This is a genomic window from Kingella negevensis, assembly GCF_030177895.1.
Classification (GTDB): Bacteria; Pseudomonadota; Gammaproteobacteria; order Burkholderiales; family Neisseriaceae; genus Kingella_C; species Kingella_C negevensis.
This window is the reverse complement of sequence record NZ_CP123448.1, coordinates 1,735,070-1,761,076: the sequence shown is the minus strand read 5'-3', so window position 1 is coordinate 1,761,076 and position 26,007 is coordinate 1,735,070. Positions and strand designations below refer to the sequence as shown.

Annotated in this window: 21 protein-coding genes; 17 read left to right on the top strand and 4 right to left on the bottom strand. The window is 47.3% G+C overall.

Features of this window, described 5'->3' with window-relative positions:
- Positions 1 to 43: 43 nt before the first annotated feature.
- Entirely contained in the window at positions 44 to 2,437 is a 2,394-nt protein-coding gene (recQ, locus tag QEO93_RS09600) for a DNA helicase RecQ (RefSeq protein WP_032136283.1), read from the bottom strand.
- Positions 2,438 to 2,739: 302 nt separating this feature from the next.
- Positions 2,740 to 4,779: an OPT family oligopeptide transporter gene (locus QEO93_RS09595; RefSeq protein ID WP_044249844.1), complete on the bottom strand. Its 2,040-nt coding sequence runs from the start codon at positions 4,777 to 4,779 to the stop codon at positions 2,740 to 2,742.
- Positions 4,780 to 5,364: 585 nt separating this feature from the next.
- Here QEO93_RS09595 and QEO93_RS09590 point away from each other — a divergent pair.
- The 7 genes from QEO93_RS09590 (at position 5,365) to rbbA (ending at position 12,649) form a co-directional block, all read left to right on the top strand.
- Entirely contained in the window at positions 5,365 to 5,901 is a 537-nt protein-coding gene (locus QEO93_RS09590; RefSeq protein WP_032136296.1) for a C40 family peptidase, read from the top strand.
- Between the two features lie 20 nt (positions 5,902 to 5,921).
- Entirely contained in the window at positions 5,922 to 6,131 is a 210-nt protein-coding gene (locus QEO93_RS09585; protein ID WP_032136282.1) for a hypothetical protein, read from the top strand.
- Between the two features lie 110 nt (positions 6,132 to 6,241).
- Complete coding sequence (gene dnaQ / locus QEO93_RS09580) at positions 6,242 to 6,976, top strand: DNA polymerase III subunit epsilon (protein ID WP_032136295.1); 735 nt, start codon at positions 6,242 to 6,244, stop codon at positions 6,974 to 6,976.
- A gap of 58 nt (positions 6,977 to 7,034) precedes the next feature.
- Positions 7,035 to 7,733 (top strand): 2-C-methyl-D-erythritol 4-phosphate cytidylyltransferase, encoded by a 699-nt coding sequence (ispD, locus tag QEO93_RS09575; protein ID WP_032136281.1) that lies wholly within the window; start codon positions 7,035 to 7,037, stop codon positions 7,731 to 7,733.
- Positions 7,734 to 7,868: 135 nt separating this feature from the next.
- The gene (locus QEO93_RS09570; RefSeq protein WP_032136280.1) at positions 7,869 to 8,129 is read left to right on the top strand and encodes a hypothetical protein; all 261 of its coding nucleotides are present in this window, start codon (positions 7,869 to 7,871) and stop codon (positions 8,127 to 8,129) included.
- Between the two features lie 79 nt (positions 8,130 to 8,208).
- Positions 8,209 to 9,309, top strand: coding sequence for an HlyD family secretion protein (locus QEO93_RS09565; protein ID WP_032136279.1), 1,101 nt, complete (start codon positions 8,209 to 8,211; stop codon positions 9,307 to 9,309).
- 361 nt (positions 9,310 to 9,670) lie between these two features.
- On the top strand, positions 9,671 to 12,649 hold the full coding sequence (gene rbbA, locus QEO93_RS09560) for a ribosome-associated ATPase/putative transporter RbbA (protein ID WP_085815419.1): 2,979 nt from the start codon (positions 9,671 to 9,673) through the stop codon (positions 12,647 to 12,649).
- 241 nt (positions 12,650 to 12,890) lie between these two features.
- On the opposite strand, the gene QEO93_RS09555 is transcribed toward rbbA, so the two are convergent.
- Both QEO93_RS09555 and QEO93_RS09550 read right to left on the bottom strand, forming a co-directional pair.
- Positions 12,891 to 13,814 carry a metal ABC transporter solute-binding protein, Zn/Mn family gene (locus QEO93_RS09555; RefSeq protein ID WP_044249842.1) on the bottom strand — a complete coding sequence of 308 codons (924 nt, stop codon included), beginning with the start codon at positions 13,812 to 13,814 and terminating at the stop codon, positions 12,891 to 12,893.
- Positions 13,815 to 13,966: 152 nt separating this feature from the next.
- Positions 13,967 to 15,262 (bottom strand): MFS transporter, encoded by a 1,296-nt coding sequence (locus QEO93_RS09550; protein ID WP_032136277.1) that lies wholly within the window; start codon positions 15,260 to 15,262, stop codon positions 13,967 to 13,969.
- Between the two features lie 391 nt (positions 15,263 to 15,653).
- On the opposite strand from QEO93_RS09550, the gene QEO93_RS09545 reads away from it, so the two are divergent.
- The 10 genes from QEO93_RS09545 to QEO93_RS09500 all read left to right on the top strand — a co-directional run bounded on the left by QEO93_RS09545 (position 15,654) and on the right by QEO93_RS09500 (position 26,007).
- Positions 15,654 to 16,049 carry a PTS sugar transporter subunit IIA gene (locus QEO93_RS09545; RefSeq protein WP_032136275.1) on the top strand — a complete coding sequence of 132 codons (396 nt, stop codon included), beginning with the start codon at positions 15,654 to 15,656 and terminating at the stop codon, positions 16,047 to 16,049.
- 288 nt (positions 16,050 to 16,337) lie between these two features.
- The gene (locus tag QEO93_RS09540; RefSeq protein WP_032136274.1) at positions 16,338 to 16,607 is read left to right on the top strand and encodes an HPr family phosphocarrier protein; all 270 of its coding nucleotides are present in this window, start codon (positions 16,338 to 16,340) and stop codon (positions 16,605 to 16,607) included.
- Positions 16,608 to 16,611: 4 nt separating this feature from the next.
- Positions 16,612 to 18,360: a phosphoenolpyruvate--protein phosphotransferase gene (gene ptsP / locus QEO93_RS09535; RefSeq protein ID WP_032136273.1), complete on the top strand. Its 1,749-nt coding sequence runs from the start codon at positions 16,612 to 16,614 to the stop codon at positions 18,358 to 18,360.
- A 167-nt stretch (positions 18,361 to 18,527) separates the two neighbouring features.
- The gene (gene ispF, locus QEO93_RS09530; protein ID WP_032136272.1) at positions 18,528 to 19,007 is read left to right on the top strand and encodes a 2-C-methyl-D-erythritol 2,4-cyclodiphosphate synthase; all 480 of its coding nucleotides are present in this window, start codon (positions 18,528 to 18,530) and stop codon (positions 19,005 to 19,007) included.
- A 71-nt stretch (positions 19,008 to 19,078) separates the two neighbouring features.
- Positions 19,079 to 19,747, top strand: coding sequence for a ribose-5-phosphate isomerase RpiA (rpiA, locus tag QEO93_RS09525; RefSeq protein ID WP_032136271.1), 669 nt, complete (start codon positions 19,079 to 19,081; stop codon positions 19,745 to 19,747).
- A gap of 482 nt (positions 19,748 to 20,229) precedes the next feature.
- Complete coding sequence (locus QEO93_RS09520) at positions 20,230 to 20,736, top strand: thermonuclease family protein (RefSeq protein WP_044249840.1); 507 nt, start codon at positions 20,230 to 20,232, stop codon at positions 20,734 to 20,736.
- A 355-nt stretch (positions 20,737 to 21,091) separates the two neighbouring features.
- Positions 21,092 to 22,159 carry a porin gene (locus tag QEO93_RS09515; RefSeq protein ID WP_032136270.1) on the top strand — a complete coding sequence of 356 codons (1,068 nt, stop codon included), beginning with the start codon at positions 21,092 to 21,094 and terminating at the stop codon, positions 22,157 to 22,159.
- A gap of 190 nt (positions 22,160 to 22,349) precedes the next feature.
- A complete protein-coding gene (locus tag QEO93_RS09510; protein ID WP_032136269.1) occupies positions 22,350 to 23,849 on the top strand; it encodes an alanine/glycine:cation symporter family protein in 1,500 nt (499 codons plus the stop codon).
- Between the two features lie 113 nt (positions 23,850 to 23,962).
- The gene (locus QEO93_RS09505; protein ID WP_032136292.1) at positions 23,963 to 24,241 is read left to right on the top strand and encodes a hypothetical protein; all 279 of its coding nucleotides are present in this window, start codon (positions 23,963 to 23,965) and stop codon (positions 24,239 to 24,241) included.
- 248 nt (positions 24,242 to 24,489) lie between these two features.
- Positions 24,490 to 26,007 carry a YfcC family protein gene (locus QEO93_RS09500; RefSeq protein WP_032136268.1) on the top strand — a complete coding sequence of 506 codons (1,518 nt, stop codon included), beginning with the start codon at positions 24,490 to 24,492 and terminating at the stop codon, positions 26,005 to 26,007.

The window sequence follows — 26,007 nt, the reverse complement described above, 5'->3', positions numbered from 1 at the left end:
ACACTTTTCAGGACACTACCTCTAAATTTAATCCACTATATTTTCAGGCAGCCTGAAAACGTGAGCAAATCTCAATCAACGCTTCCCCATACTTCCCAATTTTCTCATTGTCCAAACCATGCACATGATGCAGCGCGTCCATATTTTCAGGCAACTTATTCGCAATCGCGCGCAAAGTCGGCTTACTCAACACGCGAAATTCCGCCACATCTTCCGCTTGCGCCGTTGCCGCGCACCACGATTGCAATTCGCGCAACAACAAGCGTTTACGCGCCAAATCATCGTTCAGGCTGCCTGAAAACGGCGCACACGCGCGCAAAATTTCATCGCCAAACTTGCCAATTCGCACATCGCCCAAACCGTAAATCATTTGCAAATCAATCGGTTCACTCGGCAACAATCGCGCCAAATCCGCCAACGAATCATCAGAAATCACGCTGTGCAACGTGCTATTTTGCGCCGCCGCCGTTTCCGCTCGCCAAGCCGTCAGCGCGTTAAACGCCGCTTGTTGTGCTGGTGTGTCATCATTTGAATTTTCTGCTAAATCATTTTGCAGGCTGCTGCCAGTTTTGTCCAAATCTCCGATTTGGGAACAAAACGGTACGCCGTTATTCGGCGCAGAAACAGGATTTTCGCCCGACAAATGCTGTTCCACAATTTCCAAAATCTCATCGCCAAACTGCTTAATTTTTGCTTCGCCCAAACCATACACCTGCGCCAAATCCGCCAAATTTTCAGGCAGCCGCTCCACTACATCGCGCAAAGTCTTGTCGCCGCAAATCACATACGCAGGCACATCGTCCAATTTTGCCCTATCCAACCGCCACTTACGCAACGCTTGCCACAAACGCTCTTCGCGTTCCGTCCGCAACCAAGTGTCCGTTTTCGCCACTTTGGTCGCCGCTTTTTCGCGTTTGAGTGGGCGCAACATCACGGTTTCTTCGCCACGCAAAACAGGTTTGGCGGCTGGCGTTAAAATCAACGCCTGATAATTGTGCATATCATTGTTTAATAAGCCTAAACCGATACATTGTCGCACCACATTTCGCCAATCTTTATCGCTCAAATTCGCGCCAATGCCAAACGTGGACAATTTATCATGCCCCATTCGCACAATCCAATCCGTTGATTTTCCACGCAAAACTTCAATCACATAACCAGCCGCAAATTTCTGTCCCACTCGATACACGCAACTCAACAATTTTTGCACCAATTCCGTGCCGTCAAAACGCACAGGCGGATGCAGACAATTATCGCAATTCCCACACGGCTCGCTGCTTTCGCCAAAATGTCGCAACAAAAGCTGACGGCGACAAGCTGCCGTTTCGCACACGTCAAACATCGCGTTCAATTTTTGTAATTCAACTTGTTTTTGAAAATCAGATGCTTGGCTTTCCTGAATGCGTTCTTTCAGCAAAACCAGCGTATTCATGCCATAACACAGCCAACTCACGGCAGGCAGCCCATCACGCCCAGCGCGTCCGCTTTCTTGATAGAAATGTTCAATGCTCTGCGGCATATCTAAATGTGCGACAAAACGCACATCAGGTTTATCAATCCCCATACCAAACGCCACCGTTGCCACCACAATAATATTGTCTTCATGCGTGAAACGATGTTGATTTTGTTGGCGATTTTCCAAACTCATGCCAGCGTGATACGGCACGGCATTCAAACCGTTTTCGCACAAAAACGCGGCAACATCTTCCACATTTTTGCGGCTCAAACAGTAAACAATGCCGCTTTGTCCGTGCATTTGCCGCTTGATAAAGTCCAATAATTGCTTTTTACCATTGTTTTTTTCAATCACTTGGTAATAAATATTCGGGCGGTCAAAACTGGAAACGAACTCGGCAGCCTTTTCCAATTTCAAATAATGTTTCATATCGGCACGCGTTTCTGCGTCTGCTGTGGCGGTTAGGGCGATGCGCGGCACGTTGGGATAGCGGTCGGCGAGCAAGCCAAGTTGTTGATATTCGGGGCGGAAATCGTGTCCCCATTGGCTGACGCAATGCGCTTCGTCAATCGCAAACAGGCTCACGTTCGTGTTGTCCATAAATCGCAAAAATCGTTCCAAAACAAGGCGTTCAGGCGCAACGTACAATAATTTCAGGCTGCCTGAATGAATATCGTCTGCCAACTGGCGCACGATTTCGGGCGGTGTGCCGCTATGCACCGCCGCCGCGTGAACGCCTGCTGCGCGTAAATTCGCCACTTGGTCGTCCATCAGCGCGATGAGTGGGGAAACGACAATCGCCACGCCATCGCGAAGCAGCGCAGGGATTTGATAACACAGCGATTTTCCGCCGCCTGTGGGCATGAGTACGAGTGCGTTTTCGCCACGCGCTACGGTGTCCACGATTTCGCCTTGTCGTCCGCGAAAGTCGGGGTAGCCAAATGTGTTTTGTAGGATTTGTTGGGCGGTTGGTTTGGACATATCGCAGCCTGAAAATGGGAAAGTGAAAGGGTGTGATTTTATCATGTGGCAGCCTGAAAACTGTTTTTCAGGCTGCGTTTTGTGATGTTGTTTGCTACAATTATGGGCAATAAGTGTTGACTCAGTGTCAATCTGATAATTTTGCTAAGGGCGATGCTCTTGGTTGTGGCAAGCACAAAAACTTGATATTTATCTAGAGCTTAAGGGTCTAGCGGTGGCAGACACCAGAAAAACCAACAATTTTTAAAATAAAAAATGCAGCCTGAAAATATTTTCAGGCTGCATTTTGTTATCTACAACAATCAGTTTTTAGTTTTCACGGTACGCAGCACAAACACCACCGCACCAATCACAAAAGCAATCAAACCCAAAACTTCCGAAGCTGTGCCCCAGTTTTGCAAGTTCAATGCCAAAGGTGCGTCCGAGCCGCCTGAAGTAACAGAAGCAGCCACCACAAACGCCAACGCCACGCCAATCAAACTTTCGCCCACAATCAAACCTGCTGAGAACAAAGTGCCTTGGCGCACAGAAATTTGTTGCGCTGATTCTTCGTCCGCGCCAGCTTGTTTCGCTTTTTTGCTCACATGGCGAGAGATGAACCACGCGATAATCGCACCAATCACAATTGGCACGTTTACCACAGGCGGCAAATAAATACCCATACCCACCGCCAACGCTGGCAAAGCAAAACGTCCGTTAGTTGATTTTTTCAACAGCGCGTCAATCACAATCAAAGCCACACCCAAGCCGATACCGCCAAAGATGTAACCCCATTGCAAGTCGCCAGAGAAAATGCCTTTTGCGATGGTTGTCATCAAAGTGGCTTGTGGGGCGGACAGAGCTTGCGCTGCGTCCATGCCTTCGCGTGGCATTGCACCTGTGAACCCATAGGCTTGATACAACATTTGCAAAGTAGGGGCAATCACAATCGCACCCACCACGCAGCCAATCAACAACGCGATTTGTTGCATCGCAGGCGTTGCGTGAACCAACTGACCTGTTTTCAAATCTTGTAAGTTATCGTTGGCAATACACGCAATTGCTAACACGATAGATGCGGTGAAAATTGTCAGAGCCGTTAAAAATTGTTCGCCTTCAGGTGTACCAATTAAACCGCCAGCTTGACCAATCGCCATCAAAACCAGCGAAGTAATCACAACAGAAATAATCCCAATGCCTGAAATCGGGCTTGATGAAGAACCCACCAAACCAGCCATATAACCACAAGCTGCCGCCACCAAGAAACCGATGCCAGCCGCCAAGAGTGTGCAAGCCAGCACCAAAGCAACGGTTAAACCAGCAGAAATCGGAGTGCTTTGAACAAAATACCAAATGGTAGCTGCAATCACCGCCATGCAAGCCAAAGTGATGTAAATCATGCTTTTTGGTGACATATCGCGGTCGGTGCGGTGCGAAGCGTCCAAAGCGTTGGCGTTTTTCAACATGGCTAACGATTGGCGCATGCCTTCCACCATCGGTTTGATTAAGCTAATCAGCGTCCAAATTGCCGCGATACCGATTGTGCCAACGCCGATAAAACGCACTTTGGTTTTCCAAATTTGCATCGCGTAGGCAGCCATTTCCATATCAACAGGCTGCGGATTAGCGGCAGTTAAGTAAGGCACAGCCACAAACCATGTGAACGCAATCCCTGCCAAAATCGCCAAACCGCCCACGATACCGACTAAGTAACCTGCGCCCAGCAATGCCAGCGAGAAACCCATTGGCAACTGAAAAATGCCATTTCCTGCTTTAAACCACACGCTCGCGCTATCTGAAATCACGCGCAAACCGTTGGTTGCAAAGCTCACCACGCCAGACAAAATGCTGCCGATTAAGATTTCTTTCGCGCCCGTGTCGGCAGAGGTATCAGAGGTTTCATCGTGATTACCAGCTTTCAAAATTTCCGCAGCCGCCACACCTTCAGGATAAGGCAACTTGCTTTTCACCACCATCGCATGACGCAAAGGCACGGTGAAAATCACGCCCAAAATGCCGCCAGTCGCACAAATAAACAGAGTTTGCCAGAATGGAAAACCTTGCCAGTAGCCGAGCATCAGCAAACCTGGAATCACAAAAATAATGGCAGACAACGAACCCGCCGAAGAAGCCTGCGTTTGCACCATATTGTTTTCCAAGATATTGCTACCGGGGAAAAACTTCAAAACCGCCATAGAAATCACGGCGGCTGGAATGGAAGAGGCAAAAGTTAAACCGACTTTCAATCCTAAGTAGACGTTTGATGCCGTAAAAATGACCGTAATCAATGCGCCCAAAATCGTGCCGCGAAGGGTTAATTCGCGCATGTGAGCGTAAGGGTCTTTATTGTTATTAGAAGACATGAATGGCTCCCATATTGTTGAAAAACGGTATCATAGCAAAAATAAATTTAAGATTACAATCTTTAACAAAAAAATCCATTTCAGGCAGCCTGAAACCCCCGTTGCAGCCTGAAAATAACCGAAGAAACAAAATCCTTGCATATACTGACAGTTTTTAACGTGTTATTGCCTGAAATCAGTTAGAATGCGAGCAATTTTTTTATTTTGTGCATGATAACTAAAATGATGAACAACACACTTTACCGATTACTTGCCATGTTGTTACTGGTAAGCGGCACAGCTCATGCAGCACCGAAGCAAGCAGAGTCCAAAGCTGCTGTTAAAACAGCATCAAAAGACAAAGCAAAAGACACCAAAAAAGCCGAGCCTAAAAAAGCAGAAACCAAAAAATCTGCTTCAAAAGACAACGCTAAAACCAAAGAAAAACCAAAAGAACAAGCAAAATCCAAAAATACAACCAAACCCGTTGAAAAGAAAACCAGCAAACCTGTAGAAAAACCAAAACCTACTCCAAAACCAGAACCCAAAAAAGTTGTGCCCAAACCCGTGCAAAAAGCCGCGCCAAGAAACGATATTTTGGGGCAAATGATTACGCGGCAAGCGCAACGACAAGTAGCCACACCTAAACCCGCGCCTGCGCCAGCACCACAACCCAAAGTTGTTGCGCAGCCACTAGAGCCAGCACCGCGCCGCGAAGAACCCGTAGCCAGCAACAGTAGCGGCGACACAGACGAATTAATCCGCAGCGCAATGGGCTTTTTAGGCGTGGCATACCGCTTCGGCGGCGCATCGCCCACAGGTTTTGACTGTAGCGGTTTTATGCAATACGTGTTCCGCAAATCATTTGGCGTGAACTTACCGCGCACTTCTGCCGCTCAAGCAGGCATAGGCAGCCACGTTTCACGTAGCGAATTGCAAGCAGGCGATATGGTGTTTTTCCGCACACATGGTTCGCGCATTTCGCACGTTGGCATGTATGTGGGGGGGGGACGTTTTATCCATGCACCGCGCACAGGCAAACGCATTGAAATCACCAGTTTGTCTAACAAATACTGGAACAGCCGCTACGCCACCGCGCGCCGTGTGAAACGCAACAACGCGCAAAATTTTATTCGTAACTAAGTTCTCAAGAAGGATAAAAAATGCAGCCTGAAATGCCCAAATGGTTTAGCGATAATGGTGACCCTGTTTCTTGCACCGAAAAAATCAAAGTGATGACGCAAAACATGGACGAATTATTCCAAACCGCACAAGACGCGTTTGAAGACGCTTTATTGATGGGGTGCAGCGAAAGTCAGTTGCGCGAATATTTAGTGCAACTGATTAACGGCGTAGAAAATCCCTATAAATAAACTTAAGGCAGCCTGAAAACACTTTCAGGCTGCCTTTTAACGCATAATTGTAGCGTGTGCTCCGCGCACCAATATTCACGCAGCCTGAAAACCACAACGAGACCGCAAAAATGAAGAAAACCACTCGCCAAATTATTCTAGACACCGAAACCACAGGTTTCCACCACAGCGCACCCGAAAACCCAGACCGCATGATTGAATTTGCAGGGTTAGAAATGGTCAATCGCCAGTTCACCCAAAACGACTTGCACCTTTACATGCACCCAGAGCGCGACATTCCCGAAGAAGCGATTGCCGTGCATGGCATCACGCTAGATAAACTGGCAGGTAAACCCACATTTGCCCAAGTCGCCCAGCAAATTTTTGACTACATCAGCGGCGCAGAATTGATTATCCACAACGCCAAGTTTGACGTAGGATTTTTGAATGCCGAATTTGCCAAAGTAGGGCTGCCCAATGTAGAAACCGTTTGCCCCGTGATTACCGACACGCTGCAAATGGCGCGAGACCGTTACCCAGGACAAAAAAACAGCTTGGACGCATTGTGTACCCGCTTGGGCGTGGACAGAAGCCGCCGCGTATTGCACGGCGCACTGATTGACTGCGAATTGCTCGGCGGCGTGTACCTGAAAATGACGCAAGAGCAGTTCAGCTTAAACGACCAGTTTGAACAAGTTTCAAGCAGCGTGGCGACTGCAAACACGCGTCCGCGCCCTAAAAATTTGAAAGTGCAACGCGCCAGCGAAGCCGAATTAGCCGCGCATGAAGAATATTTGAATGCGCTAGACAAATCTTCTAATGGCGCGACTGTGTATCGTAGGAAAACAGAAGTTTCCGAAAATTAGTAGGTCGGATTCTCGAATCCGACATTCTCAAAATTTCACGCAGCCTGAAAAAACCACCATGTCAAACATCGCCCTAATCCCAGCCGCAGGCGTCGGCAGCCGCTTTGGCGCAAGCACCCCCAAACAGTACGCCACAATCAATCAACAACCCGTTTTGCAGCACACCATCAACCTGTTTGCCCAAAACCCACGCATTGCCCAAATCGCCATTATTGTTTCGCCACAAGACGAATGGTTCAACGCCAGCATCACGCAGCCTGAAAATGCCGCCGTGTATCGAGTAGGCGGCGACACACGCGCCCAAACCATTGCCAACGGCTTGCAAATCCTGCTCGCACAAAACCTCATCACCGAACAAGACACCATACTCGTCCACGATGCCGCGCGTTGCTGTTTACCGCAAAGCGCACTCAACCGCCTGTTAGATGCACTGGAAAACGACACACACGGACACGGCGCAATGCTCGCTATCCCCGTCGCCGACACGCTCAAACGCCAAACGCCCAACGAACCCCGAATCGCCGAAACCGTACCGCGCCAAGGCTTATGGCAAGCACAAACCCCACAAGCGTTTCAGGCTGCATTATTGCACCGCGCCTTATCCCAAGCCGATTTAAGCCAAATCACAGACGACGCATCTGCGATTGAATTGCTCGGATTGCAGCCATTGTTGGTAGAAGGCGACAGTCGTAACATCAAACTCACGCGCCCCGATGATGCCGCATTAGTGGCATGGTTTTTGCAGAACCAATCGTAGGTCGTGCAGACTTACCTGACAAACTTTAAAATCCAGAGAAACTGTCTGGTTGCCAGCACGACCTACAACCGCCCAAAGGCTACCCCAAACGTGCTAACATCACTCCCCTACACACATTCATAAAAAAACAACATCATGGACGACCGTTCCCTTTTTATTCTCCTCTTTACCTTTGTGCTGATGGGCGTAATCGTCTTCCCCACCATGCACAAACTGCGCCAACGCGAGCGCGAACTCGGTTATCCCAAAGAAAACGAAACCCTAGAAGATGTCCGCTTTCTCATCGCACTCAACGAAGAAATCTTAGCTCAAAGCTGTTTCCGCCGCGTAACAGGCGGCAGCCTGAAACAAGCCAAAGCCTATATAGAACACATCAAAAAAATACAGCAACAATGAAAATCATCGCCCTGTTTTTTCTTTTTCTATTAACTGCCTGTCAAACGCAGCCTGAAACCACATTCAGAAAGTCCAACCCATGAAAAAACTCATTCTTCCCATCATCATCTTAGCCGCGCTAGGGGGCGGAGGTTTTTACGCATACCAACGCAGCCACACGTCCACCTTGCCCGCCAACATCGCGCAATCCAACGGACGTTTGGAGCTAAACCGCTTTGACGTAGCCAGCCTATACGCAGGGCGCGTGAAATCCATGAATGTGGACGAAGGCAGCGAAGTGAAAGCAGGCGACGTGTTAGCCGAACTCTCTTCCGACACCACAACCAGTCGCGTAGAAGAAGCCCAAGCAGGCGAATTGGCTGCACGAGAAACCGTGCAACGCGCCCAAGCAGGTGTGAAGCAAGCACAAGCTGCCGTGAGACAAGCACAAGAAGCCGCCGCCCGTGCAGATGCACAAATTGCCGCGCAACTGCATCAACAAAAATTAGCGCAAATGGAATTGAACCACGCCAGTCAGTTGCAAAGCGAAGAGTTAGTATCGGACGCAGAAACGCAACGCCGCCGTTCGCAACGTGATGGCGCAACGGCTGGCGTGGCGGCGGCCCGTGCGGCAAAAGCAGAGGCGTTGGCGGCAGTAGGGCAAGCGCAAGCCGCGTTGTTGCAAGCGCAAGCGCAAGTTCAGGAAGCCAAAGCTGGCGTGTCGGCACGAGAAGCGCAAATGAAAGCGGCGGAATCGGTAAACAACGACATGAATATTGTCAGCCCGAAAAATGGGCGCGTGGAATACAAACTCGCGGAAGTGGGCAACGTGATTGGCGCAGGCAGCAAGGTTGTGAGCTTGCTTGACCCGTCTGATGTGAGCATGAATATTTTTCTGCCCAACGCGCAAGTGAGCAGCCTGAAAGTGGGCGATGAAGCGCGAATTGTGTTGGATGGCGTGGACGCGGTGTTCCCTGCCAAAATCAGTTTTATTGCGACTGAAGCGCAGTTCACACCCAAAAACGTGGAAACGGCGAATGAACGGGCAAAGTTGATGTTTAAAGTGAAATTGAAAGTGCCTGCAGAAACGGCTTTGCAATTCAATCGCTTGCTCAAAGGCGGCATGACGGGCAATGGTTTTGTGCGCATGAGTGCGGACGCGGAGTGGTCTGAGCAGTTGGCGGTTCGGTTGCCGCAGTAATTTTCAGGCTGCCTGAAATCGCAGCCTGAAAATCGCTGGGTGATAACCCAGATCTGACAAGTTTTAAAAATCGGTCAATTTTAATACTTGTTGTAGGGTGTATGCGGTACGCACGCACCAAACCAGCGAAACTTTAGTGACTTTTAAAATGGTGCGTGAACAAGTTCACACACTCTACAAAAGAACTTGTCGGGTCTGGGTTTATCACTCAGCCTACAGATTTGCCGTAGGTTGGGCTGGTAGTCCGACAAATCCGTTTGTGGAATATATCGGGCAAGCCTGCCCGACCTACGAATAAATCAAACGCAGCCTGAAAACCCCTTTCAGGCTGCGTTTATCAAAAACAAAAAAGAGATTCCCCATGACAAACAACGCCGTTTCCATACAATCCCTATCCCACCGCTACGGCAAAGTGTTAGCGTTGGACAACGTTTCCCTGACCATACCACGTGGCGTAACAGTAGGCTTGATTGGACCAGACGGTGTGGGTAAATCCACTCTACTTTCCCTTATCGCAGGCGTACGCATTATCCAAAACGGCAGCGTAAACATCTTATCAGGCAACATCGCCCACGCCAAAACGCGCCACGAACTCTCCCATCGCATTGCCTACATGCCGCAAGGTCTCGGAAAAAATCTCTATCCTACCTTATCCGTTTACGAAAACATAGACTTTCACGCCCGACTTTTCGGCTTAACCGCCGCCGAGCGCAAAAAACGCATTCAGCGATTATTAGACGCAACAGGTTTAGCCCCGTTTCCACAACGCGCCGCAGGCAAATTGTCAGGCGGCATGAAACAAAAACTCAGCCTGTGTTGCGCCCTTGTTCACAATCCCGATTTGCTGATTTTGGACGAACCCACCACAGGCGTGGATCCCTTGTCACGCCGCCAATTTTGGCAACTCGTTCACGATTTGCAGCAAGAGCAGCAAGGCATGACCGTCATCGTCGCCACCGCCTACATTGACGAAGCCGAACAATTTGAACACTTATTGGCAATGGACGCAGGCAAGCTGCTAGAAAACCGCCCTACCAAAGAAGTGTTGGCACATTACGGCACGGCAACTTTAGAAGAAGCCTACATCAAAATGCTGCCTGAAGACCGCCAAACCAACAGCCAATTTGAACTGACCCCGTTTGTGCCATTGCCAGACGCACCGCCAGCCATGAAAGCGCACGGTTTAACTAAACGTTTCGGCAATTTCACCGCCGTGGACCACGTCAGCTTTACCATTGCCAAAGGCGAAATTTTCGGGTTTCTCGGCTCAAACGGATGCGGCAAATCCACCACCATGAAAATGCTCACAGGCTTGCTCGATGCCACCGAAGGTTCAGCCGAATTATTGGGCTACCCGATTGAAGCCAACAGCATGCAAACGCGCATGAAAGTTGGTTATATGTCGCAAGCGTTTTCCCTGTATGAAGAGCTGACCGTGCGCCAGAATTTGCTGCTGCACGCCCAGTTATATCAAATGGACGGTATTAGCGGCACACAAGCCGTGCTGCGCGCACTGCATGATTTTGATTTAGACAAAGTGGCAGACACTGCGCCAGCATCTCTGCCGCTCGGTATTCGCCAGCGATTGCAGCTTGCCGCCGCTTGTTTGCACCATCCCGAAGTGCTGATTTTGGACGAACCCACTTCAGGTGTGGACCCTGCCGCGCGTGATATGTTTTGGCAAACGCTGCTGAAATTGTCGCGCAAAGACCGTATTACCATTTTCATATCCACCCACTTTATGAACGAAGTGGAACGCTGCGACCGCATTTCACTTATGCACCGTGGGCGCGTGTTGGCAGTGGGTACGCCAACCGAATTAGTCACCCAAAGCGGCGAAAGCAATATGGAAGAAGCGTTTATTCATTATTTAGAACAAGACGCGGCACAAACGCAGCCTGAAAACGCGCAAAACTCTGTTTCAGGCTGCCTGAAATATGCAGACGGCGATTGCGTGCAGTTGGGCGATGATGTGCTGGCTGGCGAACATTTGGGGCGCATTGTGGCGATTATGGAACAGAACGAATTTGCGCCACACCTAGTCGCCAAAGAATGGGCGCATTTGAAAACAGGCGTGTTAGTTGAATTTGAAAATTCGGGCTTGGTGCATTATCCCGATGAACAAGCGATTGTGAACGATTTGGTGTTTGTTTCACGCGTTTCAGGCAGCCTGAAAGAATCGCAGCCTGAAAAACACAGCCACACTTCGGATAGTTTTGTGTACTGGTTTGCCACCATGTTCACGTTTGCGCGGCGCGAAGCCAAAGAGTTGCTGCGCGACAAAATTCGCTTGTTTTTCGCGCTGTTCGGTCCGCTGATTATGCTGGCTTCGATTGGCTGGAGCGTGTCGTTTGATGTGAACCATTTGAAATTTGCGGTGTTTGACCGCGACCAAAGTGTGTTCAGTCGGCAACTGGTTGAGCAGTTTCGCGGTTCTAGTTATTTTGACGAGCAGCCTGAATTGCTCTCGGAAGCGGAAATCGACCACGCACTGAAAAGCAATTCGGCAGTGCTGGTATTGGATATTCCCGACCATTTTGGCAAGGACATCGCGCAAGGTAGGCAGCCTGAAATTGGCTTGTTGATTGACGGCACGTCGCCATTCAATGCAACGAATATTCAGGCGTATGCGGCGGCGTTGGTTTCGCGTTTTAATACGCAAACGCTGAAGCAGCGTGGGATTGAGTTGCCGCAATCGGCGGAAGTTGTGCCGCGTTATATGTATAACCAAGATTTCAAGAGTGTGAACGCGATTGTGCCGAATATGCTGATGCTGGTTCTGATGATGATTCCTGCAATTATGACGGCGTTGAGCGTGGTGCGTGAGCGTGAAATTGGCTCGATTGCGAATTTGTACGCGTCGCCTGCGAGTGTGTCGCAATATTTGCTGGGCAAGCAACTGCCGTATGTGCTGGCTGGTTTGTTTAACTTTTTGGTGCTGTCGGCGATGATTGTGTTTTGGTTTGGCGTGCCGCTGAAGGGTTCGTTTTGGGCGTTGTTGCTCGGTTCTACGTTGATTGTGGGGGCTTCTACAGGTTTGGGATTGATGGTGTCTTCGTTCACAAAATCGCAAACGGCAGCGTTTTTCATTGCGGCGATTGTGGCGATGGTTCCGACGGTGAATTTTTCGGGCTTGATGTATCCTGTTTCTACGATGACGGGCGGGGCTTATGCGATTGGGGTAAGTTTTCCTGCGTCTTGGTATCAGCGCATTAGCATTGGTGGGTTTACCAAAGGGCTGGGCTTGCGCGGCTTGCAACTGGAATTTGCGATGGTGGCTGGGTTTGCGCTGTTGTATTTAGTGCTGGCTTGTTTGATGTTGAAGAAACAGGAGAAATAGAGAAACGCAGCCTGAAAATGGGTTTTCAGGCTGCGTTTTTATTGTGTTGGAGCGTCGGCGGCTCGGTGACACAATGGCTTATAGTTAATGCACTTATCTTTTAATACTGCGTTGCCAACTCTCTTATGTACTAGATGTACACGGCGGACGTTGTCGCCTTGTATTAAAAAATAATTGCATCAACTGTATTTTCAAAAAATTGGCAAGAATGACGGCGAGCCACTGTCGCCCCATTGCTTGATTATTTCATGGCAGCGGTTAATACGCGCACGTTGTAGCGATACATATCCACATAAGTTTTGGCATTGCCGCCGTTGCTCAATGCGTCTGAATACAATGTTCCCCCCACTTTCGCGCCTGTTTCACGGGCGATTTGTTGCACCATGCGTCCGTCTTTGATGTTTTCTGTGAACACGGCTTTGATGCCTTGTTGCTTGATTTGGCGAATAATCGCGGCAACGGTTTTGGCAGATGGCTCAGATTCTGTGCTCACGCCTTGTGGAGCGATGAATGAAATGCCGTAGCGTTTGCCCATGTAGTTAAATGCGTCGTGCCCAGTCAGCACTTTGCGTTTTTCGCGTGGCACGCTGTTGAATTGTTGGCTGGCATAGTTTGCTAAGTCTTTCAGTTGGGCTGAATAGCTGGTGAAGCGTTTTTGGTAGTAATCTTTGTTGGCTGGGTCGGCTTTAATCAGGGCCGTTGCGACGTTGGCAGCATAGCGTTGCATGAGAACGGGGTCGTTCCAAACGTGTGGGTCAAATTCGCCGTGGTCGTGGTCATGCCCGTGTCCATCGTGGTGATGATGGTGGTGTTCTGCGCCTTCTTCGTTTTTCAGTGGGGTGATGCCTTTGGTGGCTTCGGCGTAGTTCACTTTGTTTTGTTGCACGGCGCGCATGATTTCGGCTTTTTCTAAACCTAAGCCGTTCACTAACACTAATTTTGCGCCTGCGATTTTTTTCATGTCTGCACTGGTGAGCTGATAGGCGTGTGCGTCTTGGTCTGCGCCAACTAGGTTGGTTACAGTAACGTGGTCGCCGCCAATTTGTTGGGCTACGTCGCCCAAGATGCTGAAGCTGCTGACTACGTTTAAGTTTTCTGCGTAAACGCTGCCTGAAAATAATACGGCAATGGCTAAAGCGGCTGGTTTGATAAAACGTGCGGTCATTCTATTTCTCCTGATTGATTAAGAAAGCGGTTATTTTACACTGGTTTTGTTATGGTATAACACGATTATTTATTGCAGCCTGAAAATGAGTTTTCAGGCTGCCAAAAGAAAAAGAGCGAACCTCCTCCATTCGCTCTTTGTTCCTCCCTTAATTACTGCTTCTGTTTCAATGCACCCACAGCAATGGTCGCCAAAATAAAGATAATCGCTGCGCCGTAATACAGTTGGTTTTTCTGCCAGCCATCGTCCAACAAGAAACCCACCAATACAGGCGACGCCATCGCGCCTACACGACCCACACCAATCGCCACGCTCACGCCTGTGCTGCGGAAATCTGTGTCATACAAAGTCGGGTTGATGGTGTATAGACCTGTGATACAGCCATTTGCCAACGCGCCCAACGCAATTGCCAGCACCAACGCCAAGCTCAATGTGATGGAAGTCGTTACCACAAACACGCAAACGGAAACGGCAGACAACACGGTAAACACCAACAACACACGACGCGCGTCCCAACGGCTCACCAAGAAACCGAACAACAACGAACCTGCTGCGCCGCCAATCGCAATCGCCATGCCCACGGTTTGGCTTTGCGTTTTTTGCATACCTGCTTCTTCCAGCAGTGCAGGTGTCCACGAGCTGATGAAGTAATACGATGAAGTTACGGCGATAAATGCTAACCAAATCAACAAAGTGGTACGGATATTGTCTTTTTCAAACAAACGCAAAAACGATACTTTTTGTTGTTTGGTCGCAGCCTGAACGGGGAAAGTCCAGTCGTCTGCAATACCGATTTTGGCGGCGATTTTGTCCAAACGCGCTTTGGCGTTTTCAGGCTGCTTGTTCAATAAAAATTCCACGCTTTCAGGCAGCAAAGTCAGCAGCGCAACAAACGCAAACATGGTTAAACCTGCACCCACCAAAAACACCGCACGCCAGCCGTATTGCGCTTGCAAAGACACGGCGGAAATGCCGCCCAATGTTGCGCCGATGCCGAAACCTGATGCGTAAATCGCAATCGCCAAACCGCGCCATTTTTTGTTAGCGTATTCGCTCACAATCACGTTGGTGCAAGGCAAAATGCCGCCCACGCCAATCCCTGTTATCACGCGAGAAAAGGCAATCGCTTCCACAGAGTGTGAAAAATACGTCATCAGCATGCCGATAGCGGATAACACGGTAGACAAAATCAACACGGGGCGACGACCCAATTTGTCCGCCAAAGGCCCAAGCGTGAACGAACCTGCCATCATGCCAACCGTGCCTGCGCTGATAAGTGAGCCGATTTGTGCGCCTGTTAAACCGAGTTCGGATTTGATGCTTTTTGCGGTGAACGCAATCGCCAAAACGTCAAAACCGTCCAGCATGTTCAACATCACTGCCAACGCAACGACAAGCCATTGGAATCCCGTCATCGGGCTATTGAATATTTTTTGTTTTAAGTCCATGATGTATTTTCCTGTATTGGTTTTCAGGCAGCCTGAAAATACTGGGTTTAAAGAAAGAGAGCGTGAACATTTCGTTCACGCCCAAAGTTTTTTCGGTTGAAAAAATCATTTGCTGAAACGAACTATAACTGCTGACTACATGAATTTCAAACGAGAAAAATGCGTGAATTGTATGAATTTTGTTCATGCAGAAGTTTTCAGGCTGCGATGATTATTGCTTTATTCGTAGGTCGGGCTGGTAGCCCGACAAATCCGTTCATATCGTGGAATATGTCGGGCAAGCCTGCCCGACCTACAACGGTTTTCAAGCTATTCAAAGTTAAAACGCAGCCTGAAAAACTAAATTCAGTTAAACTATATTCATCTTATTCAGAAAACTTTTTGACAGAAAATGATAAGTCTACTCATCATCACGCATGAAACCTTGGGCGCAGCATACGTTCAACTTGCCAACCATTTTTTCAGTGGACAAGACTTAAGCCACATCAGCATTTTGAACGTCAGCCACGCAGACGACCACGAAAGCATTATTCATCGCGCACAAGAATTGCTGCCTGAAATCGACCACGGCAACGGCGTGTTAATCCTCACCGACATTTTCGGCGCAACGCCTTGCAACGCCGCCATGAAAATGATTGTGCCGCAAAAATCCGCCATGATTAGCGGCTTGAACGCGCCTATGCTGATTAAAGCACTCAGTTATTCACGCCAAGAAACCGATTTAGCCAAGTTTACCGAAACCGTGAAACAGGCAGGTTTAAACGGCATTATGGCATTTACAGAATGAAACCTTTGCAAAATCCTCATCTTTGGCATTTTTCTTCACCGTGCGCTACTCGCAAGCTCAACGTACTTGATGTACGTCATCACTTGCTGTGTTACTACGGCTTTGAAAACTTCTCAAATCTGAGGTTTTGAAAAGGTTTCAGCACAATTTTCAGGCTGCATTTACCCCGTAGGGGGAGCCCCACACACCATTTGTCAAGCGAACCACATTTTTCAGGCTGCCTAACTATTCGGTGCGCACGGCACACCCTACATCGCAAAACGCAGCCTGAAATCCAAGGAAACCCCCATGCAAACCCAAACCGTCCAAATCATCAACAAACTCGGCTTACACGCTCGCGCGTCCAGCAAATTCACACAAACCGCCGCCCAATTCCAAAGCGAAATTTGGGTAACGCGCAACGGCAAGCGCGTAAATGGCAAAAGCATTATGGGCTTAATGATGTTAGCCGCCGCCAAAGGCACAGAAATTGAAATCGAAACCACAGGCGCAGACGAAATCGCCGCCCTAAACACCCTAGTCGCCCTAATTAACGACTACTTCGGCGAAGGGGAATAACACCATGATTGTGTTACACGGTTACGCCGCAGGCAAAGGCATCGCCATCGGACGCGCCCATTTGGTTGTGCGCGGCGTGTCCGAAGTGCCACAATACAGCCTGAAAAGCGAAGAAATCCCCAACGAAATTGCCCGATTTGAAGCCGCCGTCAAAACCACGCGCCGCCAATTAGAGCAACTTCGCAGCGCAATCCCCGAAAACGCCCCCACAGAATTGGGCGCGTTCATCTCGCTGCATTTAATGCTGCTCACAGACGTAACCCTGTCGCGCGAGCCAATCGACATTCTGCAAGACCAAGCCATTAACGCAGAATGGGCGTTGAAACTGCAAACCGAACGCCTATCGCAACAATTTGACGAAATTGACGATGAATACCTGCGCCAGCGTAAACAAGACATGCTGCAAGTGGTTGAACGGCTGCAAAAAAACCTGATTGGGCAAAGTACCGAAATCAACCTAGAAGCCACGCTGCTGGACGACACGATTTTGATTGCCCACGATTTGTCCCCAGCCGACACCGTGTACTTCAAAGACCAGCGCATTGAAGGTTTCGTAACCGATATGGGGGGACAAACCAGCCACACCGCCATTTTAGGACGCAGCCTGAATATTCCGTCCGTGATTGGTTTGGGCAACGCGCGGCGGCTGATTCGTGAGCATGAATGGGTGATTGTGGACGGCATGAGCGGCGTGTTGATTATCGATCCCGATGAACTCGTGTTGGCAGAATATCGCCGCCGTCAAAAAGAATTTCGTTCGCACCAACGCGCGTTGAACAAGCTGAAAAAAACAGCAGCAGAAACGCGCGATGGCGAACAAATTGAGCTGTTGGCAAATATTGAAAACGTGGACGACATCAAAGCTGTGCATAATTTTGGCGCGGACGGCGTGGGTTTGTTCCGCAGCGAATTTTTGTTTTTAAACCGCGATACGCTGCCTGAAGAAGACGAGCAATATTTGGTTTACAGTGAGCTGGTCAAAAAAATGAAAGGCAAATCGCTGACCATTCGTACCGTGGATTTGGGTGTGGATAAAAATCCGCGTTGGTTTGGCAATAATGGCACGCCTAACGCGGCGTTGAACCCAGCTTTAGGGCTAACGGGCATTCGCTTGTGCCACGCTGAACCTGTGATGTTCCGTACTCAAATGCGTGCGATTTTGCGTGCGGCGGCGCATGGCAAAGTGAAGATGATGTTCCCGATGATTGCGAGTTTGTCGGAACTGAAACAGAGTTTGGTTCACTTGGAAACGGCGCGGAAGCAGTTGGCAGAGCGCGGCGAAGCGTTTGGCGATGTGGAACTGGGTTGCATGATTGAAATTCCGTCTGCCGCGCTGACTGTGTCTAGCTTGTTGAAATTTGTGGATTTTGTGTCAATCGGCACAAATGATTTGATTCAGTACACGCTGGGCGTGGACAGGAATGATGATAGCGTGAGTTATTTGTATCAGCCTGCGCACCCTGCGATTGTGAAGTTGCTCGCGCATATTATCCGCAGCGCAAACCGTATGGGGAAGCATGTGGCGGTTTGCGGCGAAATGGCTGGCGATACGCGATTTACGCGCTTGCTGTTGGGGTTGGGGTTGCGTTCGTTTTCTATGAATACGGCGAATTTGCTGGCGATTAAAGATGTAGTGTTGCGCAGCCATGCGGAACGGTTGGAAAGTGATATGGGCAAGATTTTGCGTAATGAAGACCCTGATAAGTCGGATGTTTTGTTGAAAAAGCTGAATGAAATGGAAAATGCAGCCTGAAAACTAAATTGTAGGTCGGATTCTCGAATCCGACATTCAGCAAAACTAAGCAATTGTTGGATACAAGTATCCAATCTACATCGTTTCACACAATCATTTAAAAAACTTTCAGGCTGAAAAACCCAATTGCAGCCTGAAAAAATAACCAGATATATAAGGATAAAAAAATGGCAATCAGAGTAGGACAAGGCTACGACGTACACCGTCTAGTTGATAACCGCCCATTGATTTTAGGCGGCGTAACCATCCCCTTTCCACAAGGTCTGCAAGGGCATTCAGACGCAGACGCGTTGTTACACGCCATCACAGACGCATTGCTTGGCGCGGCAGCCTTGGGCGACATCGGCAAACTGTTCCCCGACACCGCCGCCGAAAACAAAGATGCAAACAGCCGCGAACTACTGCGCGTTGCCTATGCCGCTGTGTTGCAATCAGGTTGGCGCGTGGTAAACGTGGACAGCACCGTCATCGCCCAACAACCCAAACTGCGCGACCACATCGACACCATGCGTCACAACATCGCCGATGATTTGTGTTTGCCAATTGATTGCGTAAACGTGAAAGGCAAAACCAACGAGAAACTGGGTTATTTAGGGCGAATGGAAGCGATTGAAGCACAAGCGGTAGTGTTATTAGAAAGCATTTGAGTTAGAATGACAGCTTCAGGCAGCCTGAAAAAAGCAGCCTGAAACCTCAAACTTTCTAACAAAGGAAAATCATCATGACGCAAGACGAACTCAAAAAATTAGCCGCAGAAAAAGCAGTAGAATTTGTGCCAGAAAACGAATACATCGGCATCGGCACAGGCAGCACCGTAAACTTCTTTATTGAAGCCTTGGGCAAAAGCGGCAAAAAAATCAAAGGCGGTGTTACCACTTCCAAAAAAAGCTCAGAATTGATGGCGCAATACGGCATTCCAGAAGTTCAGCCAAACGAAGTGCAACGTCTTGCGGTTTACATTGATGGCGCAGACGAAATCAACCACAGTTTGCAAATGATTAAAGGTGGTGGCGGCGCGCATTTGCCAGAAAAAATCGTGGCCATGTTGTCAGACAAATTCGTTTGTATTGCAGACGAAAGCAAATACGTTTCACGTTTGGGCAAATTCCCATTGCCTTTGGAAGTGATTCCGATGGCGCGTTCAATGGTTTCGCGCGAAATCATGAAAATGGGTGGGCAGCCTGAATTGCGTATCGGCTACAAAAGTTTGCACGGCAACGACATTGTGGACGTACACGGCTTGGATTTGAGTCAACCGCTGACAATGGAACGTAAATTAAACGAGCTGACAGGCTTGGTAGAAAACGGTATTTTCGCCGAACGCCCAGCAGATTTGCTGATTTTGGCAAAAGAAAGCGGTATTGAAATCATCACACCGCACGCTTAAAAACACTTTCAGGCTGCCTTAATATAGGCAGCCTGAAATATTTGCAAAAGCATTATTTGGCAGGGGCTAGGTTTATCTCATAGGTATTTACACAAGTTTTGCAATGGAGCATCGGCGGCTCGCCGACACATTTTAGCGTACAGAAATTGTTTATTTACAAGCTAAATCAGTAAAAAATAATACCAATTTTCCAGAATTTAACTATTTTTGTCGGTGAGCCGCAGCCGCTCCATATTTATGTAGATACCTATGGAGTTCAGACCTGACAAGTCCTAAAATTTGGTAATTTTTAATACTTTAAATAACTTCATTTGTAGGGTGTGTGCAGTATGCACGCACCAAATCTTGAAAGTGGTGAGTGAACAAGTTCACACACCCTACATAGAGAAGTTGTCAGGTCTGCCTATGGGGTTTATCCCAGTCCTTTTGCAGGTTTTAGGAAATTAAAAATTTCAACCTGAAAACATATATTAAGGATAAAAATGTTTAAAAAAATCTTACTAAGCAGCCTGATTGCATTCGCAGCAACCGCGCAAGCCTACACCGCCAAAGTCATCAGCGTACACGATGGCGACACCATCCGCGTGATAGACAACCACGGGCAAAAGCAACGCATTCGCCTAGCCAATATTGACGCACCAGAAACCAATCCAGCCCAAGCGCATGGCATTGCCAGCCGAGACGCATTGCGCGAACTCATCAATCAACAAACCGTAGAAATCAACGTGGTTGATGTGGACAAATACGGACGACAAGTTGCCCAAATCATACACAAAGAGCAAGACATCAATCTGCTGCAAATCCAAAACGGCAACGCATGGCACTACCAAAGTTTTGCCAAAAAGAACCAAACCAGCCACGAATACGAGCAATATTCCACTGCGGAAAACATCGCCAAGCAAGATAAAATTGGATTATGGGCAGGCAAAAATCCGCTTGCACCATGGAAATTCCGTCATCAAAACCGCCGAGAATTGTCAGAATTTTAAAAATAATTGTCAAATGCAGCCTGAAAAGTGCAACAAAAAAACAACATATTTTTTTTGAATAAAAAAAACAACAAAGTAGTGTAAATTGAAAAATTTATATTAAATAACAAGTTAGCCCTATTGTGAAATAAAATTAAGGCGAGCGCAAAATTTTTTTACAACCGCAAAGTGTGAATATATTTGTTTTTTGGCTGTAATACAGATATATTAACGACTGCAAAAACTGCAAGACCTAATAAAAACACGTTAGGTTTACCAGAATTAGGGTGGTTACTTGGAGGATGCATATACTCTAAACCGCACTCAACCACCTTAAATTTTTTAATCTTGTAAAGTAAACATAAGGAATACAGAAATGAAAAAAACTCTGATTGCTTTGGCTTTGGCTGCATTGCCAGTTGCTTCTATGGCTGACGTAGTTTTGTACGGTAAAATCCAAGGTGGTGTAGAAACTTCATTTGCTCACAAAGAAAATGGCAAAAAAGTTGATGGTACTACTACTCAAATCGTAGACTACGGTTCACGTATTGGTTTCAAAGGCCACGAACAATTGAACGACAACTTGAAAGCTATCTGGCAAGTTGAACAAAACGTAACTATCGGTGGTAACTCTTCAAAAGCAGGTAAAACTGGTTACGGTTTCGCTACTCGTGATTCATTCATCGGTTTGGAAGGTGCTTTCGGTACTGTGAAAGCTGGTTACTTGTCTACTCCAGTTAAAGATGTAAACGGCAACTTGGACCAATGGAGCTACGACTCTGGAGTTGCTGGTTTGGGTCACTTCACTCGTGGTAACGATGCAGTACGTCGTGCAACTGCAGTTTCTTACACAACTCCAGATGTTGGTGGTTTCAAAGCAACTGCTTACGTTTCTCCATCTGACAACAATCACTATAAAGGGCCCCATGGCAACTACGATAACGCATTGTACGGTTTAGGAGCAAGCTACAACAACTCTGGCTTCTTTGCTGACGTTGCTGGCGTTTACGTGAAAAATGGTAAAAACAACCTCCCACCTTCTAAATCTACAAAAGCTTACCAAGCATTGGCACAAGCTGGTTACGCAAACGACCAATTTTCAGTTGGTGCAGCTTACCAACGTGCACAAAACGTTGATGAAAAGTACGACGTAGTAAACGAAGCAGCATTGTCTGGTTCTTACAATGTTGATAGCGCATTGAAATTGAAAGCAACTGCAGCTTACGGCTGGGGCATCAATGACACTGGCAACGGCAATAAAAAATCATGGGGTAACGGCAAATACTACCAAGGTATCGTAGGTGCTGAATACGCATTGTCTAAACGCACTGTTGCTAATGCACAAGTTGGTTACCTCCAAAAAGGCAAAAACAAAACTAAAGACAGCGCACCTGGCTCTGGCGCAGATGCAACTGTAGGCGTTGGTTTAGTTCACAAATTCTAATCTAAACTTGTTTAGTTAGAAAAAAATCGCATAAAGCGAAAAACCCTGCAATAGAAATATTGCAGGGTTTTGTTATTTATATTTGAAAAGTGCCCAAACACATGAATTTATATTACAATCCTTTTTTCTTTCAGGCTGTAAATCAAAAAAACAGCCTGAAATTTTCTTTTATAGATAAGAAAGGTTAGTTATGTATAACGACAAACTTTCATGTTTTGCTCAAGATAATGCCTTAGATAGCGTCCATTGCCTTGTTAATGCGGTTAATGGGCCATTATGGGATTGGTTGGTGGTTATTTTATTAGGGGTAGGGCTTTTCTTCACCGTTACTACAGGTTTCGTGCAACTTCGCTTATTCCGCCAAAGTATCCGAGAAATCCGAGGCAGCCGCCAAAACCCAAACGACCCACATGGGATTACAGCATTCCAAGCGTTTGTAACAGGCTTAGCTAGCCGAGTAGGCACAGGTAATATCGCAGGCGTAGCGTTAGCGATTGCCATTGGTGGCCCAGGTGCTGTGTTATGGATGTGGGTAACTGCCATGATTGGCATGAGTTCCGCATTCGCAGAATCCACGTTGGCACAATTATTTAAAGTGCGCGATAAAAAAACAGGCTTGTTCCGTGGTGGTCCAGCTTACTATATTGCACACGGCTTAAATCAACATTGGCTATCCGTATTATTTTCCTTGAGCTTAATTGTCTGCTTCGGTTTCGTGTATAACGCCATTCAAGCAAACACCATTGTTCAAGCCGTGCAATCCGCCGCCAATATGACCCCTGCAGATGGCGTAACCGAAGAAGTTTGGGATAACTACAAATACGGCATTGGCGCGGGTTTGGTTATTTTAACCGCCCCTATTATTTTTGGTGGCGTGAAACGCGTTTCAAAAGTAGCAGAACGCGTTGTGCCATTGATGGCGATTGTGTACTTACTGGCTGCTTTTTATGTGATGATTACCAATATTGGCGAAATCCCGCGCGTGATTAGCTTAATTATCAACGACGCATTTAGCTCAAAAGCTGTGCAAGGCGGTTTCTTTGGCGGCATTTTCTCGCAAGCCATGTTATACGGCATTAAACGCGGCTTGTATTCCAACGAAGCAGGTCAAGGTTCAGCACCTAACGCAGCCGCAGCCGCAGACGTGAAGCATCCAGCTTCACAAGGCTTAATCCAAATGCTCGGCGTGTTTATTGACACAATGGTGGTGTGTTCTTGCACCGCATTCATCATTTTGTTGTCGGACTTGCCAACCCAAGGCGATTTAAGCGGCATTCAATTAACACAAGCCGCATTGGAAACCCATATCGGTTCTTGGGCGCAACAATTCTTAGCAGTGGTGTTGTTTATGTTCGCGTTCACAACCATTATCGGCAACTACGCTTATGCCGAAACTAACATTCAATATTTGCACAGTAACCGCTTTGTATTATCGATTTTCCGAATGGCAGTGTTAGCGTTTGTGTACTTCGGCGCAGTAGCCAAAGTGCCAGTGGTGTGGGACATGGGCGATTTAACCATGGGCGTGATGGCATTTATTAACCTGATTGTGATTTTGCTATTGCATAAACACGTATTGCTGGTATTAAAAGACTACGGCGTGAAGCTCCGCATGGGTAAAGAAGAACCAGAGTTCAAACTTAGCGAACACCCTGTATTAAAACGCAAAATCAAATCTGATATTTGGTAAAACAAAAGAGCGAATGAAAAATTCGCTCTTTTTTGCAGCCTGAAATTGGCTTCTGATTTGCTATAATCACTATTTTCAGGCTATTTGAAATTTATTCTATTGAAAGGGATATGATGATTAACCAATTTGAAATCAACAATTACGTAAAAAAACAGTTAGATGAATATCTTTCTGCCAAATCTTTAACTTTAAAAGCCGCCATGGACGATGAAGCCAGTAACAAAGAAGTTGCAGCAATTTTGCACGGCGGTTTCCCAAAAATGGTGCAAAAAATTTATTCGCTGGCAAAATTTGAAGTATTTTTCTGGGAAAAACGCGATTTGTTGCACGAGCATTTAAGACAACGTTTTGAAGCATTGGAAAAAGCCGCAGCAAAAAAAGCCAAAAAATAAGGTTTTTCCGCACAATTATCGCAGCCTGAAAAAGGTTTTATTCTTTTTCAGGCTGCATTTATTTTTTACACGCACACAATCTATCCAATTGATTTAAATCAAAACTTTTGCAATCTACAAGCCTATAATTCTTTAGTGGTAGTTCTCTGTTGGATAATGTTTCAGGCTGCAAAAGTCAGTTTTCATTATTTCATTCAATTGCGCGGCTTGAAATCCCCGTTTTTTTGATTATTTTAAGGAGCGTCATCATGGATAAAGCCAAAAAAGCGTTTCATTTTCCGTCTGCTTTCACTATTCTCTTTTTCATCTTAATCATTGCTGTTGGACTGACTTGGCTTGTGCCATCGGGCGCGTATTCCAAACTAACCTACAATAAAATCAGCAACGAATTTATCGTCAAAACACATGGCGAAGCAGACAAAACCTATCCCGCCACGCAAGAAGTATTGAGCAAATTCAACATCAAAATTGACCTGAAAAATTTTGTGGAAGGCACTATCCGTAAACCGATTGCCATTCCAGACACTTATCGGCGCGTCCCGCAAAATCCGAAAGGGTTGAGTGATATTACACAAAGCATGATTAAAGGCACGATTGAAGGCGCAGATGTGATGGTGTTTATTTTCACGCTCGGTGGCATGATTGGTGTGATTAACAAAACAGGTTCGTTCAATTCAGGCTTGTCTGCGCTGGCAAAACGCACCAAAGGACACGAGTTTTTTGTGGTATTTTGCGTGGCGGTGTTAATGGCGATTGGTGGCACTACTTGCGGCATTGAAGAAGAAGCGGTGGCGTTTTACCCCATTTTAGTGCCGATTTTTTTAGCGTTGGGTTATGACTCAATCGTCTGCGTGGGTGCGATTTTCCTTGCGTCATCAATGGGGACGGGATTTTCTACAATCAATCCGTTTTCTGTTGTGATTGCATCCAATGCGGCTGGCGTGGTGTTCACGCAAGGGATTATGTTCCGCGCGATTGGTTTATTTTTGGGTACGGCTTCCGTGATTACGTATCTGTATTGGTACTGCAAAAAAATCAAAGAAAACCCTGAATTTTCTTATACTTACGATGAACGCGAAGAGTTTCGAAATGCCTATGTGCAAAATTTGGACGTTCACGCTGCGCCTGAATTTACGTGGCGGCGCAAACTGATTTTGATTTTGTTCAGTGTGTCATTTTTCATTATGGTGTACGGCGTGATGGCGTTGGGCTGGTGGTTTCCACAAATGGCAGCTTCGTTTTTAACTGTCGCGTTGCTGATTATGTTTATTTCGGGTTTGGGCGAGCAAGATATTGTGAACTCGTTTACGCATGGCGCGTCTGAACTGGTGGGCGTTTCGCTGATTATTGGCTTGGCGCGTGGGGTCAATTTGGTGCTGGAAGAAGGTTTGATTTCGGACACGATTTTGAATTCGGCTTCGCATTTTGTGGAAGGAATGCCGCCGAGCTTGTTTGTGATTGGACAACTGGTGGTGTTCTTCTTCCTTGGTTTGGTTGTGCCATCTTCATCAGGTTTGGCGGTGTTGGCAATGCCGATTATGGCTCCGTTGGCGGACACGGTTGGCATTCCGCGCGAAATTGTGGTTTCAGCTTACAACTGGGGGCAGTATGCGATGCTGTTCTTAGCCCCAACGGGTTTGGTGTTGGTAACGCTGCAAATGCTGCATATTTCGTTTAACAAGTGGATAAAATTTGTGCTGCCGATGATTGGGGCGATGTTGGTGATTGGGACAACTTTGTTGTTGGTGCAAGTGGCGTTGATTTAA